The organism is Clostridium subterminale (genome assembly GCF_039521425.1).
Taxonomy (GTDB): domain Bacteria; phylum Bacillota; class Clostridia; order Clostridiales; family Clostridiaceae; genus Clostridium_J; species Clostridium_J subterminale.
In genome coordinates this window covers 263,050-279,185 of sequence record NZ_BAAACI010000002.1, presented here as the reverse complement: position 1 = coordinate 279,185, position 16,136 = coordinate 263,050, and the positions used below count along the sequence as shown (strand labels likewise).

The 16,136-nt window shown below is 29.7% G+C and carries 12 protein-coding genes, 1 pseudogene, 1 riboswitch and 1 other annotated feature; of the genes and pseudogenes, 7 read left to right on the top strand and 6 right to left on the bottom strand.

Going from position 1 to position 16,136, the window contains the following annotated elements:
- The 3 genes and pseudogenes from ABDZ93_RS07200 to ABDZ93_RS07190 form a co-directional block, all read left to right on the top strand.
- Positions 1-937 (top strand): annotated as a pseudogene (locus ABDZ93_RS07200) (hypothetical protein); the annotation flags it as partial.
- A 94-nt stretch (positions 938-1,031) separates the two neighbouring features.
- Positions 1,032-1,616: a hypothetical protein gene (locus ABDZ93_RS07195; RefSeq protein WP_343825034.1), complete on the top strand. Its 585-nt coding sequence runs from the start codon at positions 1,032-1,034 to the stop codon at positions 1,614-1,616.
- 93 nt (positions 1,617-1,709) lie between these two features.
- Positions 1,710-2,516, top strand: coding sequence for a YhfM domain-containing protein (locus ABDZ93_RS07190; protein ID WP_343825032.1), 807 nt, complete (start codon positions 1,710-1,712; stop codon positions 2,514-2,516).
- An 83-nt stretch (positions 2,517-2,599) separates the two neighbouring features.
- On the opposite strand, the gene thiT is transcribed toward ABDZ93_RS07190, so the two are convergent.
- From thiT to ABDZ93_RS07170, 4 genes are all read right to left on the bottom strand, one after another.
- Positions 2,600-3,247, bottom strand: a complete 648-nt coding sequence (thiT, locus tag ABDZ93_RS07185; RefSeq protein WP_343825031.1) for an energy-coupled thiamine transporter ThiT — start codon at positions 3,245-3,247, stop codon at positions 2,600-2,602.
- Between the two features lie 250 nt (positions 3,248-3,497).
- A riboswitch (TPP riboswitch) is annotated at positions 3,498-3,593 on the bottom strand.
- A gap of 137 nt (positions 3,594-3,730) precedes the next feature.
- Positions 3,731-3,931 carry a cold-shock protein gene (locus tag ABDZ93_RS07180; protein WP_343825141.1) on the bottom strand — a complete coding sequence of 67 codons (201 nt, stop codon included), beginning with the start codon at positions 3,929-3,931 and terminating at the stop codon, positions 3,731-3,733.
- Between the two features lie 200 nt (positions 3,932-4,131).
- Positions 4,132-5,826, bottom strand: coding sequence for a C40 family peptidase (locus ABDZ93_RS07175; RefSeq protein ID WP_343825030.1), 1,695 nt, complete (start codon positions 5,824-5,826; stop codon positions 4,132-4,134).
- A 266-nt stretch (positions 5,827-6,092) separates the two neighbouring features.
- Entirely contained in the window at positions 6,093-7,109 is a 1,017-nt protein-coding gene (locus ABDZ93_RS07170; protein ID WP_343825029.1) for an acyltransferase family protein, read from the bottom strand.
- Positions 7,110-7,651: 542 nt separating this feature from the next.
- Here ABDZ93_RS07170 and ABDZ93_RS20070 point away from each other — a divergent pair.
- Positions 7,652-7,918, top strand: coding sequence for an ECF transporter S component (locus tag ABDZ93_RS20070; protein ID WP_425544760.1), 267 nt, complete (start codon positions 7,652-7,654; stop codon positions 7,916-7,918).
- A gap of 224 nt (positions 7,919-8,142) precedes the next feature.
- On the opposite strand, the gene ABDZ93_RS07165 is transcribed toward ABDZ93_RS20070, so the two are convergent.
- Positions 8,143-8,775 carry an MBL fold metallo-hydrolase gene (locus ABDZ93_RS07165; RefSeq protein ID WP_343825028.1) on the bottom strand — a complete coding sequence of 211 codons (633 nt, stop codon included), beginning with the start codon at positions 8,773-8,775 and terminating at the stop codon, positions 8,143-8,145.
- A 319-nt stretch (positions 8,776-9,094) separates the two neighbouring features.
- Positions 9,095-9,309, top strand: a binding site (T-box leader).
- Positions 9,310-9,512: 203 nt separating this feature from the next.
- Between ABDZ93_RS07165 and ileS the strand changes: the two genes are divergently transcribed.
- Together ileS and ABDZ93_RS07155 are read left to right on the top strand one after the other, a co-directional pair.
- Positions 9,513-12,614 carry an isoleucine--tRNA ligase gene (gene ileS / locus ABDZ93_RS07160; RefSeq protein WP_343825026.1) on the top strand — a complete coding sequence of 1,034 codons (3,102 nt, stop codon included), beginning with the start codon at positions 9,513-9,515 and terminating at the stop codon, positions 12,612-12,614.
- Between the two features lie 156 nt (positions 12,615-12,770).
- Positions 12,771-13,766 carry a LacI family DNA-binding transcriptional regulator gene (locus ABDZ93_RS07155; RefSeq protein ID WP_343825024.1) on the top strand — a complete coding sequence of 332 codons (996 nt, stop codon included), beginning with the start codon at positions 12,771-12,773 and terminating at the stop codon, positions 13,764-13,766.
- Positions 13,767-13,837: 71 nt separating this feature from the next.
- Here the strand turns inward: ABDZ93_RS07155 and ABDZ93_RS07150 are convergent, their stop codons facing one another.
- A complete protein-coding gene (locus ABDZ93_RS07150) occupies positions 13,838-15,328 on the bottom strand; it encodes a 4Fe-4S dicluster domain-containing protein (protein WP_343825023.1) in 1,491 nt (496 codons plus the stop codon).
- A 369-nt stretch (positions 15,329-15,697) separates the two neighbouring features.
- Between ABDZ93_RS07150 and ABDZ93_RS07145 the strand changes: the two genes are divergently transcribed.
- Positions 15,698-16,015, top strand: coding sequence for a hypothetical protein (locus ABDZ93_RS07145; protein WP_343825021.1), 318 nt, complete (start codon positions 15,698-15,700; stop codon positions 16,013-16,015).
- The last annotated feature ends 121 nt before the right edge of the window (positions 16,016-16,136 follow it).

Below are 16,136 nucleotides of genomic sequence, written 5' to 3'. Positions count from 1 at the left end.
GAGTGACGTGAACAGTAATATGGGGAATTTAAATACACCTAATCCTATGAACATTAATAATCCAGCACCAGGAACTACTGTTAATGAAGCGGGCAATCCTATGGGTAGCATAAATCCTAGTATGTGTGACATGAATAATAACACAGATAATTTAAGTAATACAATGCCAGATACAAGGAGTGACTATGATAGGGTATCAGGCAATACATGTAGTCAAAGAAAAGCTAAAGGTTCCGAGGATTATATAAATGATGAAGTAGATATTATAGATGTTGAAGAGATTAAACCTGTGGTAAAGAGTGACATATTAAATGAACAATTAGATAGTGATGATGAAGGCTATAGGAATGAGGAAAATAAAATCTTTGAAGAGTATGAAAAAGAAATAGAAAGATTAAAAGATTATAGAAAAAAACATTCTAAAAAGAAAAATAAATGTGATGATGAATCTATAAAGAAAAAATATGAAGATTGCAAGCCTGAGAAACATAAAAAATGCGAATGGAATGATAAAAGTTATCCAATTGGAGCTAAGGGGAAATTCTTTAAAGAAGTAGTTTATGGTTTGGAAAAGATTGGTGCAAATGAGAATATTAAAAACTGTTTTTGGTATAAAGCTCATGTAAAAAAATTAGAGGATATGTATTGTGTTTATGATTACAATAAATATTCTGTAGTTTTCTATCCTATGATTTGTTATTATCCATATATATCACGACATGGTAATTTCATGGTAGGATACAAATGTGATGATGAAGGTAATTTAAAATATATCATATATGCAATACCAGGAACAAGAAATTTAGTAGATCAACCATATGAAGGAAAGACTGGTTTTGTAACTTTCATGCCAGATGAAGATAATGATAAAACAGGTCATTGGTTAATGTATTATGATATAAAAGGTAATACTGTTGTTGTGCCAGTTAAGAGATAAATGAATATATGAATTTAAAACTCCGAATTTTGTTCGGAGTTTATTCTATTTTTTGAAAGAAGTACATAGTATATTAATAGAGGGAGGGTAACATATGAAATTAGTAGATGATAATATGAGAAAATTAGGATTAGCAATAATACTAGCAGGGCTTATGATAGTTATATTAGGATTTGGAAAATACTTTGAAGAAAGTCTAAGAACAGCTACATTAACTCAGAATAGTATGGTTGAATTTAAACAATATGACATTCTAGATGGTAAAATAAAATATAAGTTACCTAGTAGCTGGTTAACTACAATAAGAGAGAATAAAGATGGTAAGAATGTATACTTAAATGAGTTTGTTTCAGAGGATGCTAATACTTATGGTTCTATAGAACTTATAAATAGTGTTGAAGGTGTTGAAGCTATAATAGATAAATGCATAGCAGATGTAGAAGGGATGGGAATAAAAGATTATAAAAAAGAGAAAGTGAAGATAGATAATAGAGAATTAGATTATATTCAGTATGATTTAAAGAGTAGTAAAGATAACATAAAAAGAACCTATGAGTATTATGTTCCATATGATGATTATGTAGCTAAAATAACATTTATAATTAGTGATAAAAAAACTAGAGAAAATACACAAGTGGTGTTTCAAAATATAGTTGAAACTTTTTCCTTTGAAAAGTAAAAGAGTTATTTGATTTAATGCATAACAACTATTATAATAAAACATAAGATAAAGAATGAAAAATTATTGAAATTTTTCAAGTGGAGGTCAAAGGTGAGAAGAATAAAAAGAAATTTAGTAATTATATTATTAGTAATAGCATCATTATTAATTTCCGCTTGTGGTATAAGAGGAAATAGTGATTTTAATTATATGCAAGAAAGAAATATTATGAAGGTTACAATTCAGAGTACTAGAGATAAAAGTTATAAGTTTACTGTTACTGATGAAGATGTAATAAATGATATATATAGTATATTATCCAGTGCAAGTGTAGTTGAGGAAAAATCAACTTTAGATCCAGACTATACTTTGGAGATATACGAGAGTCCAACGGATGTTAAAACTTTTAATTATGTAGCTGGTCTTGATAAAAAAGACGGGGCAAATTTTTATAATGATGATAACAAATATATTGTTTCTAAGAGACTAGATAATGACATTATAAAGAACTTTGCGAACATAAGAAAACCTATCGACTTTAAGTATGTGTATTATACGTCTATTTTAAGTTGTATAGATAAGTATGTATCAGCTAATAAAGATGCAGGGAAGGTTGGAATTAATATCTTTAGTGATAATATGGCTGCACGTTTTCAGATATCCACAGAAATTGAAGAGTTTAGAAAAAAAGCAAATAAACTTAACTCAGTAACATTTATGGATGATTCTGTTAGCAAGGATGACTTTAATGTAGTTATGAGTATAAAAACAGAAGGATATACTTCTAAAAAATATAAAGGTATTGTTACATTTGAAAAGGCTGAGAATGCTTCATCAATTAGCTATTATATAAATAACGTTTATGAACATGGAGAATGGAAGTTTAACATAAGTGAAGAAAAGCCGGAAGGGTTCTAAAAGATAAGATAAAGAAATAAATATGATAATGAAAAGGCTATAGCATGATAATTCTTTAATGATCATGCTATAGCCTTTTAAAATTAGTCTAATGTAGAATTCTTAATATATGGAGCTAATCGTTTTGTAAGACTATTTAAATTTATAACTGAGCATACTGCTATGCAAATTAAACAATCTATAAGAATGTAAGGACCATTATATACTAGTGAATATACTGCTGGAGTTAAGTGATATTCAGCAGCATAGCTTCCCCAGAAAATTATTCCGGCTATGTAGTGGAATATAAATCTCACAAAGAAAGCTACTACTATAGCTAAGAACTTGTTATTCTTAAAAAAACCAGAAAGCCCAATTGCCATAAAAGGAAGAGTATAGTCAAAAAGAACTTGGATAGGGTGCAGTATATATGCAGGTCCTATAATAAAATTTAATATACCATACACAAAACCGGTGAACATTCCTATAGTAGGTCCATAAATTAAGGATATTAATATTATAGGTAACATACTAGCAAGAGTTGCACTTCCACCATAAGGAAATTCGAAAAATTTAAAAAATTGAAGAATTATAGACATTGCAACTGCTAGTGCTATATGAGCTGTTAATCTAGAAGTAAATTTGATATGCTTAATTTTTATAAACACACAAAATAGAATCAGGACACCAAATAAGGTGGCAATAGTTGTCCAACTAGCTAGAATATTTTTGATATTTTCTAAGATTTCCATAAAGAGTCCTCCTTTAATTAAGTAGTGCTAAGGACTAATGTTGAAGCTGAAGTATTGTCTTATTACTTTATCCGATGACTACCCGCTTTAATACTCCCATCTTCTTCAAAGTGGGAGCAAAGAGCGGCTACGACCCTGGATAACGATTTCTAACCTTCAGAGGGAGTAAAAACTCCCTCTGAAGCAAAGAACTCTGTTTATAAAAAAAGCCATGTTCGTAAGAACACGGCTAAATAACTAAGTATTAACTTAAGCTTATTAATCGCTTCCCTACGCTAGCATTATCTAGGTCAGGTAAAGGGTAATGAAAAATCATTTCTCAGCCGTAGCACCCCTAGCACAATAATATTATTTTATATAATCATAATATCATACATAGTTTTATAGTTCAACATGGGTTGATTATATAAAATAAAATAGAGACTACGAATAAAGTCGTGTCTCTATAATGATGAATAATACATATTTCTTTAAAATATATATCTATATTTTTGTAACATTTGCTGCTTGAGGGCCTCTATCCCCACTAACTATCTCAAATTGAACCTTTTGTCCTTCATCAAGAACCTTATAGCCATCTCCCATTACAGCAGAGAAATGTACAAATACATCTTCATGACCTTCCATAGATATAAAGCCAAACCCTTTTTCACTATTAAACCATTTTACTGTTCCTACTTCCATATAATCTCCGTTAAGCAACTTTAATAGTTGCACCCTTTTCAACATACTCAGTTTTGCGGTGCTACTCCTGTTGGTCGTGTACTCGAGGGCATTAAATCTTAGTATTACTAAGATAAGCACGGAATCTCCTTTCAAAATATTTGACCATATCTAACTTCTTAGATATTAATTATAGTGTTCTCAATTTGAAACTTTTTATACTATTTTATTATACGTTTAGCAATATAATATCTATTACTATAATAAGCAGAATTTAAATTAGAAACTCTTACGCAGTCACCAGGCTTAGGAGCTTGGATAAATAAATCATTACCCGTATAGATTCCTACGTGAGATATATCATTAGGATCATCATCGTTAGTAGTAAAGAAAATTAAATCCCCAGGTTTTAATTGATTACGATCAACGATGATACCTTGATGTACTTGATAGTATGTAGATCTTTCTATGTATATTCCTAGTTGCTTGTACACATATTGAGCAAGCCCAGAACAATCAAAGCCTACAGGGGTAAATCCACCCCAAAGGTATGGAACTCCAAGGTATTCTTCAGCTTTAGCAACTATATCTTCTCCAGTATAATTGCTTTGTATAAGAGGAGTTTCCTTTACTATAGGATTTGATGATTGATTTTCATCAGCTATGGTTACATAGTCACAACTAATGTATCCAGTAGTATTACCCACCTTAACATTATACCAACCATTAGTATAAGAAATTATAGGTAGCTTACTACCATATCTTACTGTAGTAACTATACCATAACTAGTGCCAGCACCAGAACGGACATTTAAAGCATCAGCATTAACAATTGCAACTTTACCTTCCACAGTGTGAGAAGGTGGAGTTACCTCAGGTGGTGTAACGGTACCAGTACCAGGAGTAGTTTCAGTATTATTACTGTTTGATATAAATTCTGAACTTACAAAGGCTGTATCACTATTAAATTTAATTTTGTGCCACCCGTTACTAGTAGATAATATTTCAACTTTAGAATTTTTATATAGAGTACCAACTATCTTAGAGCTAGTACTTGCACCAGAACGAACATTTAAAGCATCAGCATTAACAATACCTGTAGATATAACGGTATTGTTGTTAGAGGAATTATTACTATTATTTGAAGAGGTGGAAATATATTCAGAGCTAACAAAGCCAATGGTATTATTATACTTAATTTTGTGCCAACCATTACTAGTAGATATTATTTGTACTGTAGCATTTTTGCCAAGGGAACCAATAATTTTATTACTAGTGCTAGCTCCAGAACGAACATTTAGAGTATCTGCATTAACGATACCAGTAGATTTAACGGTACTATCAGAAGAGTTACTATCGTTATTATTAGTATTACCATTACCTGAGTTTGAATTACTTGAAGAAGTATTAATGTACTCAGCACTAACGAAACCAGTAGTATTATTATATTTAATTTTATGCCAACCATTGCTAGTAGATATTATTTGTATTTTGGCATTTTTAGAAAGAGATCCAATAATTCTACTGCTAGTATTACCTGCAGAACGAACATTTAAGGCAGTAGCAGTAACAATTCCAGTATTGGACGATTGTACTGTATTAGAATTACTATCTAGTTTTACATATTCTCCAGAAATCCAACCAGTAGTATTATTATATTTAATTTTATACCATCCATTTGATATCTCTAGAATTGATACCTTAGTATTATAATTTATTTTACCAATAATACTACTACTAGTATTATGATTTGATCTTATATTTAATACATCTGCAGTTATAGTTCCTGTAATTGTAGAGTTGTATGAAGAATTTGAAGTTTGAGCTGGATCAGCTATAGCTATACCTTGCATAGAAGTAGCAATGGCTGTGCCCGTTGCAAGTGTACATAAAACTTTTAATGCTTTATCATTCATTAATTCACAGTCCTTTCTCAACAATGTTTTTCCATAGAATATATTTCATATTATTACTTAAATTATAAGGCAAATAATGATATATAACAACAAATAACAATAAATAAGTATATATTTCTTTGAGTATTGATTTATTATGAAACTAAATTCATCAAAGCTAGATAAAATTTAACTTCATTCCTGTAAATTATTAAGCCTTTGTTAAAACTTAGATTGTATAATTAATTGCAGCAGTAAAAAATAAACTCATTATAATTAACTTAATATCAATTAATATTATTATTGCAATTTAAATGTTGTTTTCTAGTATTCATAAACTTTTTATAAATACTAGAAAACAATACAGGTATTGTTATACCTATTATAGAAAATATAAGCCAGTTATAATTATAATATTTCCTTAAATAATAATTTATTGGAATGTGTATATACATTATCCAAATAGAATTTTGCCCTATAGATTGTAACATTTTCATTTGTTTAATAAAATAACTATCAAGTATAATGGTTGTTATGAATAATATTGGAATAATAATATCTAGAATCACATGATTATATCTAACATATTTTAGGTCTAGTAAGTAGCTAAACTTTTTAGAATAATCCAAGCAAATAAGGAATATACAAAGCGTGTTTGTAAATATAGTAATTAAAAGTATTTTTATTTTATCTAAACTAAACGTTTTAATAAGAAGATTTTTAGAATAGTATCCAAGACAAAAAAATAAAAGTGAAAATAGGGCTACATCAAAGTTTAAGGGCACATTTATACTATGGTTTTTTACACATATATAATAAGATTCAATATGCGCCAATAAATAAAGAATAAATATATTTACAAAAGTTAGTTTTTTTGATTTTGTAATTGTATTTAATGCACCGAATATAATTTGAGTTATTAATAAGCATGTAACAAACCAAAATACTCCATAAGAACCTTGAAGAAGTCTTCCACCATATAAAAGATCTTTAACATATTTTGATGTAATCTTAAATGGATATATATAATAGTTCAAAATAGCAATTATAATAAGGCATAATATATACGGATATAGAGTTTTAATTACTTTTCTTTTTGTAAATATTGCGAATTGTTTATATCCATTTATCTCTTTAAAAAAGTATCCACTTATGAAGAAAAAAGCTGGCATATGGAACCAATATATATATTTTGAATATTTAAATCCACTATGGCCTATTACTACTAGTATAATTAGAATACCTTTTGCAATGTCCATATAATCATTTCTATAATTATTTTCACCTAATCTATCGCTCCCCAATTTATCGCCCCCAATTTAGTAAATATCTTTTAGCTTACTAAATTATAGCATATTATATTAGATAGATATAAGACTATTTGTAATAGTTCACTGTAACAAGACAAACATCATTCTTCTCAATATATTGAGTAAATTGTTTAATCTGAATTTCAATACCTTTGGGGTAAATTACTAGAATTCCTCAATATGCGTTAATACAGATTCTGCGAAGTGTAAAAAAGTCCAAGCTTAAATAAAAATTAGCTTATTGGTGATTTTTCTGATAAAATATTTTCATGAGACATATACTTTACTCCTGTTGTTAAAGATTGTTCGCAAAATAACTTATACAACAAAATGTGAAGTTCGTCTCTATTTTTTTATAAATTTTTATAATTGAAAATAAGTGTTATGAAATTTTCTCAACTATAGTTGAATAGGTTAATTTGAAAATTTATATGCTAAAACAAATTATAATCTTGTATGAAGAGGGGATGATGGTCATGGAGAGTTTAAAAAAAGAGCAAGAAAATAAATTGCTACAAGTATAGGGACATAAAAATATTAGTACAGTTAAAAAAATAGTATACAGGGCTGTATTTATTGCAATAACACCTATCTTATCTGGATTTTTTGCAATACAGCTAGAAATTTTAAAAATTACTTCTTCATTTATACCAATAGCTTTAGCTGCTATGCTTTTTGGACCGATATATGGTGGATTAGTAGCAGGAATAGAGGATTTGATAGGAACTATTTTTCCCAGGATTCACATTAAGTGCAGTTCTTGTAGGAATAATATATGGATTAATTTTATACAAGAGGCCTAAAACAACAGGAAGATTTATAATTGCAAGCACGCTTATAGCTGTAATAGTTAATATAATATTAAATACAGTTTGGCTTATGATTCTCTATAATAAAGTCTTTATTGCTTTGGCTATCACCAGAATTATTAAAGCTATAATATAGAAGTAATCATGCTTAAGCTTTCATGGAAATACATAGGTGAGAAGTTTGAAAAGACATTATAAAACTCTAATTTGGTTAGTAATTAGAGTTCAAAAATCTTAACCATATTTACACCTTCTAAAGGGGTATCTATAGTCAGTGTATGAGAATTTAAATTCATAGCATTTTTCATGAATGCTATGAATTTTTCTATTCCACAAACGGGGAAATCTATATGTGGAACTTTATAATGCATTGGAATAACTAACTTACTTTGAATTTTACTACAAAGTTTAGCAGCAATTTCAGGGTTAATAGTAAAGTTACCTCCTACAGGTATGAATAGTATATCTAGGGTACCTAATAAATCTAGTTCCTTATCTGATAGCATATGTCCAAGATCACCTAGATGGCATAGTCTTAAATTATCAGTTTCTATTATGTAAATTATATTATTACCACGTTTAGCACCTTTTATATTATCATGGTATGATGGAATTCCTTGGATTTTAATAGAAGAACTTTCGTATAAGCAAGGGGTATTTATAATCATAGCACCAGGATTTATCAAATCAGTATAATTATGATCAAAATGGTCATGACTTATAGTAACTATATCTACAGAGCCTTTATAGGGAGTCCCACCTAAACATTTATTAAAAGGGTCCATTAAAACTTTTTCTCCACAAGAATTTTCAAGGAGAAAACAAGAATGTCCAAACCAAGTAATTATCATAATTATCACCTCCTAAATTAAGCAAAATTAATTGTCTAGCTTTATTTTAATTATTAACAGGTTTACTCAATTTATGCCTAGATATACGAAAAGTCTATTCAAATACAGCTTTAATATACTGATAGGATGACAATATTAATAAGATTATAAACAATTGTAATAGAGTGAATAAGATTTTAATATATTATTAGAGATAAAGCCCTTTACATTGAAAATTTTATATAATATAATAGTTGTAAAATTAATTTATACTAAAGTACAACGACTTCTAAGTATCAAAAATACTGATACTAAGAATTCTGTTAGTAAAGTAGTACAGATAAAAGCTAAGAATAGGACAGTACTCTAAAAGGTAGCTTAAAGAGAGTGGGGGTAGGTGAAAACCCATAGCGAATAATTAGAGGAAAATCACCTAGGAGCTGATAACTGAAATTTAGTAAGTTTTTCCGTATTTCTGCGTTAAGGAATAGGATATGTTAGTATCCGAAATTATTAACACTGTAGGTGGTATAGCGAAGTAACTTCGTCCTTAGTAGGGCGGAGTTTTAATTTTTATTGGTTATAACATTATAATAAGCTGTATCATAGTATATGGGATTAATTAATGGATGCTATGGATAAAATTAAGGTGAACTACTATTAAATTAATTTGATGTTATAGTTGCTTAACAATATTTAAAGAATTCCATGAGATAAGCCAGAAATGGTGCAGATAAACTATGTAAGGAGGAAAATATATGTATAAGAAAATTGATAACACAAAGTCTTTTATGGACATTGAGCAAGATGTGTTAAAGCTTTGGGAAGAAAAAGACGTAATACAAAAAAACTTCGACTTAAATGATGAAGGTGAATATTTTACGTTCTATGATGGCCCACCAACAGCTAATGGTAAACCACACATAGGTCACGTTATAACTAGAGTTATGAAAGATATAATTCCAAGATATAAGGTTATGAAGGGATATAAGGTTTTAAGAAAGGCTGGATGGGATACTCATGGTCTTCCAGTAGAACTTGAAATTGAAAAAAAACTTGGAATTTCAGGAAAACCTGAGATTGAAAAGTATGGAGTAGAAGAATTTGTTACTCAATGTAAAGATAGTGTGTTCTCTTACGTTGAAATGTGGAGAGAAATGTCTGAAAGACTTGGATACTGGGTTGACATGGAAAACCCATATGTAACTTATCATAATGATTATATAGAATCAGTATGGTGGGCTTTAAAGCAAATGTGGAATAAGGACTTACTATACAAAGGTCATAAGGTAATGCCTTATTGTCCAAGATGTGGAACAACATTATCATCTCATGAAGTAGCACAGGGTTATAAAGATGTAAAGGATAGCTCAGCTTATGTAAAATTCAAATTAAAAGATGAAGATAAGTATGTATTAGTATGGACAACAACTCCTTGGACATTACCAAGTAACGTTGCTCTTGCTGTTAATAAGTCTTATGATTATGTGGAAGTTTTACATGAAGGTGAATATCTAATCCTTTCAAGAACTCTTTTAAATAAACTTCAAGGTGAGTACGAAGTAGTGGCTGAATTTAAAGGAGAAACATTGCTTGGAAAAGAATATGAGCAAATGTTTAAGTTCGAAGTTCCTGAAGAAAAAGCATTTTATATAGTTCATGGAGACTTCGTTACCTTAACAGATGGTACTGGAATAGTTCATATAGCTCCTGCTTATGGAGATGACGATAATCAAATAGGAAAGAAATACGGCCTTCCTATGATTAATCTAGTAGATGGAGAAGGAAACTTTGTTCCTGCAGTAACTCCTTGGGCTGGAATATTTGTAAAAAAAGCAGATGAGAAGATTCTAGCTTATTTAAAAGAAAATAATATACTTTATAAGAGTGAGAAGTTTATGCATTCATACCCACATTGCTGGAGATGTGATACACCACTTCTTTATTATCCAAGAGAAAGTTGGTTTGTAAGAATGTCTTCAGTAAGAGACCAACTTCTTGAAAATAATAATAAAATAAATTGGATGCCTGACAATGTAAAAACAGGTAGAATGGGCAAATTCCTTGAAAATGTAATCGACTGGGGAATTTCAAGAAATAGATATTGGGGTACTCCACTTCCAATTTGGGAATGTGAATGTGGTCACAGAGAGCTAATAGGAAGTGTTGAAGAACTTAAGGAAAAAGGTGTAAATGTACCAGAGGGAATAGAGCTTCATAAGCCATATATTGATAGAGTTAATCTTACTTGCCCACATTGTCAAAAAGAAATGACAAGGGTTGAAGAAGTTATAGACTGTTGGTTTGACTCAGGCTCAATGCCTTTTGCTCAATATCACTATCCTTTTGAAAATAAAGAATTATTTGAAGCAAACTTCCCAGCGCAGTTTATTTCTGAAGCAGTAGACCAAACAAGAGGATGGTTCTATACACTACTTGCTATTTCTACAACTGTGTTTGAGAATAATCCTTTCGAAAATTGTATAGTACTAGGACACGTTTTAGATAAAGATGGACTTAAAATGTCTAAACATAAAGGAAATGTACTTAGTCCATTTACAGTACTTGAAAATGAAGGAGCAGATGCTTTAAGATGGTATTTCTATACTGGTAGTGCACCATGGCTTCCATCAAGATTCTATGAAGAAGCTGTTATAGAAGCTCAAAGAAAATTCATAGGAACACTATGGAATGTATATTCTTTCTATGTTCTATATGCAGATTTAGACAATTTCAATCCAATAGATTATAATGATTTTAAATCAGAAAATGTAATGGATAAATGGATGATGTCTAAACTAAATACATTAGTTAAAAATATTGATGAGCATTTAGAAAATTATAGAATAACTCAAGGTGCTAAAGAACTAGAAGATTTTGTAGATGAATTATCTAACTGGTATGTAAGAAGAAATAGAGCAAGATTCTGGGGTGAAGAGCTTACAGAGGATAAAATAGGTGCATACATGACTTTATATAGAGTACTTGTAACATTCTCAAAGATAGCTGCACCATTTATACCATTCATAACAGAAGAATTATATCAAAACCTTGTTGTTGCTTTTGATAAAAATGCACAAGAGAGTGTTCACCTATGTAAATGGCCAGAATACGTTAAAGCAGATGTAGATACAGTATTAGAAGATGAAATGGATAAGGCCTATAAGATAGTTAAGCTTGGAAGAAGTGCAAGAAATGGGGCTAATATTAAGAATAGACAGCCACTTGGAAAAATGCTTGTATCTGTAGATTCACTTCCAGAATATTATGGAGATATAGTTAAGGATGAGCTTAATATTAAACAAGTAGAGCTAGGAGCAGACCTTTCTAAATATGTTAATTTTGAAATAAAACCTAATCTTCCAGTACTGGGAAAAGCTTATGGAAAAATGATTCCAGGAATCAGAAAAGGCATCGCTTCTATGAATCAAATGGATCTTGCACAAAGAGTAAATAATGGTGAAGTGGTTACAATAAATGTAGATGGAACTGAAATAGAGTTGAACAAAGAAAATCTACTTGTAACAATGCAAGGCTTAGAAGGATTTGCTTTTGCTGGAGAAGGTGAAATAGGTGTAGTATTAGATACAAATATTTCAGAAGAACTTAGAGAAGAAGGCCATATAAGAGAAGTTCTAAGTAAAATACAAAATATGAGAAAAGAAACTGGCTTTGAAGTTTCAGATAAGATAAACTTATACTTTGCTGGCAATGAAGCTTTAGAAAATGTAATAAGAAAATTTGAAAATCAAATAAAGAAAGATACATTAGCATTAACTGTAGCCTATAACAGTGATAAGGCTATAAATGAAGTTAAAATTAATGGTGAAAAGTTATTATTACAGGTAGAGAGAGTTTAGTGATAATATTTTAAGTTAAAATATTAAGTTGTGTAGATGGAGTTGATATAATAATAGATTGCTCCATCTAAGCTTTATAATTATACTTTACTTTATAGTTTAAATAAGGTATATATGTATTAAAAATATGCAGAATAATAAGAGAGGTGATATATAGTGGCAGCGTCAATTAAAGATGTAGCAAAAGAAGCAAATGTTTCTATTGCCACAGTTTCAAGAGTACTAAATGATATAGATGTAGTTAATCAAGAGACAAAGCAAAGAGTTCTAGATGCAATAGACAAGTTAGATTATAGACCAAATATTTTAGCAAGAAGCTTAAAGACTCAAAAGTCAAGCACAATTGGTATAATAATACCAGATATATCAAATTCCCTTTACCCTGAGATTGTAAGAGGTGCAGAGGACTTAGCAAGTATTTATAATTATAATATAATGCTATGCAATACTGATCTGGATAAGAGTAGGGAAAAAGAAAGTTTTAATATATTAAGAGAGAAGATGGTAGACGGTATAATATATATGGGAGACCGTCTAGATAAAGAGATAAAGGCAGCTATAAAATCTGTTGGTACTCCTGTAGTATCAATAGGTGCTATGGATGAAGAAGGAGATGTTCCTAGTGTTGGAATAGATAGTTATACTGCCGCTTATGATGCTGTAAATTATCTATTCTCAAAAAATAATAAAAACATAGCATATTTAGGATATATTAAAGAGAATGCTACTGAATATAAAAAAATGTATCATGGATATAAAGATGCCATGGACGAAGAGAACTGTTTCAATGAAAATTTAGTTTATCTTGGAAGTTTAAAATATCAGGACGGGTTTGAAGGAATAACTCATATTATAGAAGATAATAAAGTGGATGCAGTTTTATGTGGAAGTGATCAATCAGCTCTTGGAGTTATAAATGCTTTAAGAGAAAAAGGGATTAGAGTACCAGAAGATGTAGATGTTATAGGTTTTGACAATATAGCATTATCAGCAGTATTTTATCCTAAGCTAACTACAGTTTCTCGTCCGCTATACGATATGGGATCCGTAGGAATGAGACTTCTTATAAAGCTTGTAAATAAAATTCCAGTAGAAGAGAGTTATTACAGATTACCATATACCATAGTTGAAAGAGATTCTTGTAAGAAATAAATAAAATTAAGCAAAATATAATTTTTATAATAAAAAAGTGGATTTTTAAAAATCCACTTTTTTATTAGCATTTATCTATCTAAGGATATATTATCCATAAGTTTATTAGCTTTATTATCAGATACATTTTTGATAGATGAACTTTTACCTTCTTTAATAAAGGTTCCTTTAGCGACTGTAGGATCTGAGAATACTCCAGCACCATTTATACATCCACCAGTACACATCATTCCTTCTATAAAATTACCTTGTAATTTATTTATTTTTGCCATACTTAAAGCTTTTTTTATTTCTGTAGGACCTGAAACCTTTACTGGTTTAAATTCTACAGAAATATTTTCTGTACTTACATAGTTTTCTATAGCAGCGGTAAGTCCTCCAGCCATACCAAAACCCCTGCCTAAAGTAGAACCATCTTCAAGAGTTTCTTCACTACAGCTTTCAGGATTTATATCAAAAGCATCTAGCATAGCACAAAGCTCTTCAAAGGTTAGTACATAGTCAATAACTCCAGCTACATCGGGTCTTTTAGCTTCAGCTTTCTTAGCTGTGCATGGTCCAATAAACACTACTTTAGCATCAGGAGTTTGATTTTTAATAGCACGTCCCATTGCTATCATTGGAGATACTGTATTAGAGATATGAGAAACTTCAGTAGGAAACTTTTTCTCAATATAGCTAAAGAAGCCTGGACAACAAGAATTAGTCATGTACGTATGTCCATTTTCTGTTCTCTCCACAAATTCCTTAGCTTCGTGAATTGTTACCATATCTGCACCACAAGATGCCTCAAATACATCAGAAAATCCAATAGCTTTTAATGAAGATTTAATTTGACCTATTGAAACATTATTACCCATCTGTCCTGAAATTGATGGGGCTACAAGTGCAATCATATTATGTTTTTTCTGATACAATTTTTTAGATACAGGAGCAACAAGGCTTTTATCAGATATAGCACCAAAAGGACAAGCTGTCATACAAGCTCCACATTGAATACAATCATCTTCATTAATAATAGCACGTCTACTATTTTCATCTACCCTAAGAGCTCCAGTTGGACAGGAAGTTCTGCAAGGACGACGAACTTCGGATATAGCGTTGTAAGGGCAAATCTTCTTACAAAGCCCACATTCTTTACACAGCTCTTGATTTATATATGATTTACCACTTACAGTCATCATGGCATTAGCTGGACATACTTCCTTACACTTATGAGTAATACACCCCCTGCAAGCCTCTGTAACAGTATATTTATTTATAGGACATCTATCGCAAGCTGCCTCAATAACATACATGATTTGTTCATTATTTTTAATATCAATAAGGTCACTATATTCATTTTCTATAGGCATATATCCGGCAGCCAGTTTAGCTCTTTGGTTTACTATGGCACGCTCCTTGAAAATACAGCATCTATATGTAGGAGTATCCTTATCAACTATAAATTTATGAATATTAAATATTTCTTTAGTGTTAAGATTATCATTAATAGATAAAGTAACTATTTGCTTTAGAACCTCATGCTTAATCTTTTTTAGCGATGTATCAAAAGTAAACATTAAAATCCCTCCTAATTTCATGACATTGTTAATTTTTTAACCAAATCTAATTATAACATCATTTAATTATTATTCAATAGGATAAGCATTTAAAAATGAAATTTGGCAAGAATATATTAGGTAACAGTAAATATATTTGAAATTAAGGTCACATAGTTATATACTAATAAAGGTTAATTAATAGTATATAAATCAAATATTTATTCTTATGAAATTTATTTTATTTAAAATAGAAATAAATTTCATAATGAAAACATAGAATTAATAAAGAGGATAATTGAAAAAAGGTGTATTAAAAAGTTTTAAAGTATATTTTAGAATAAAGAAAAGATTTCAACTATAAGAAAACGAGTGAAGGAGGAGATTATAATGAGTAATAAAATCAATCTTATATGGAAAAGTGATGATAATAATGATTTTGTAATAGGGGAAATTCTAAATAGTGACCATAGATACTATTTTAGGTATAATCTAAAAGAAGTGAAAAGGGCTATGGGAGAAGGTTTTAATGTATTAGAGGGATTCCCACGTATAAATTCAAAATATTTTAGTGAAGAACCATTTAAGTTATTTACTAGTTGGATTGAAGAAGATCAGAGAGTTAATAATTTAACTTTTGAAATGTTTAAAGGATTTACTCATGGGAGGTTTAGATTTGAAGAGGATAATAATGAAAAAATAGCATAAAACAAAGAGCAAAATATATTTATATGTTTTGCTCTTTGTTTAAATAATATAAATTCTCATAGTAAAATTGTGACGTTTTATGTAAAAGTATGACACGCTAAATAGTATTATATTACTAATT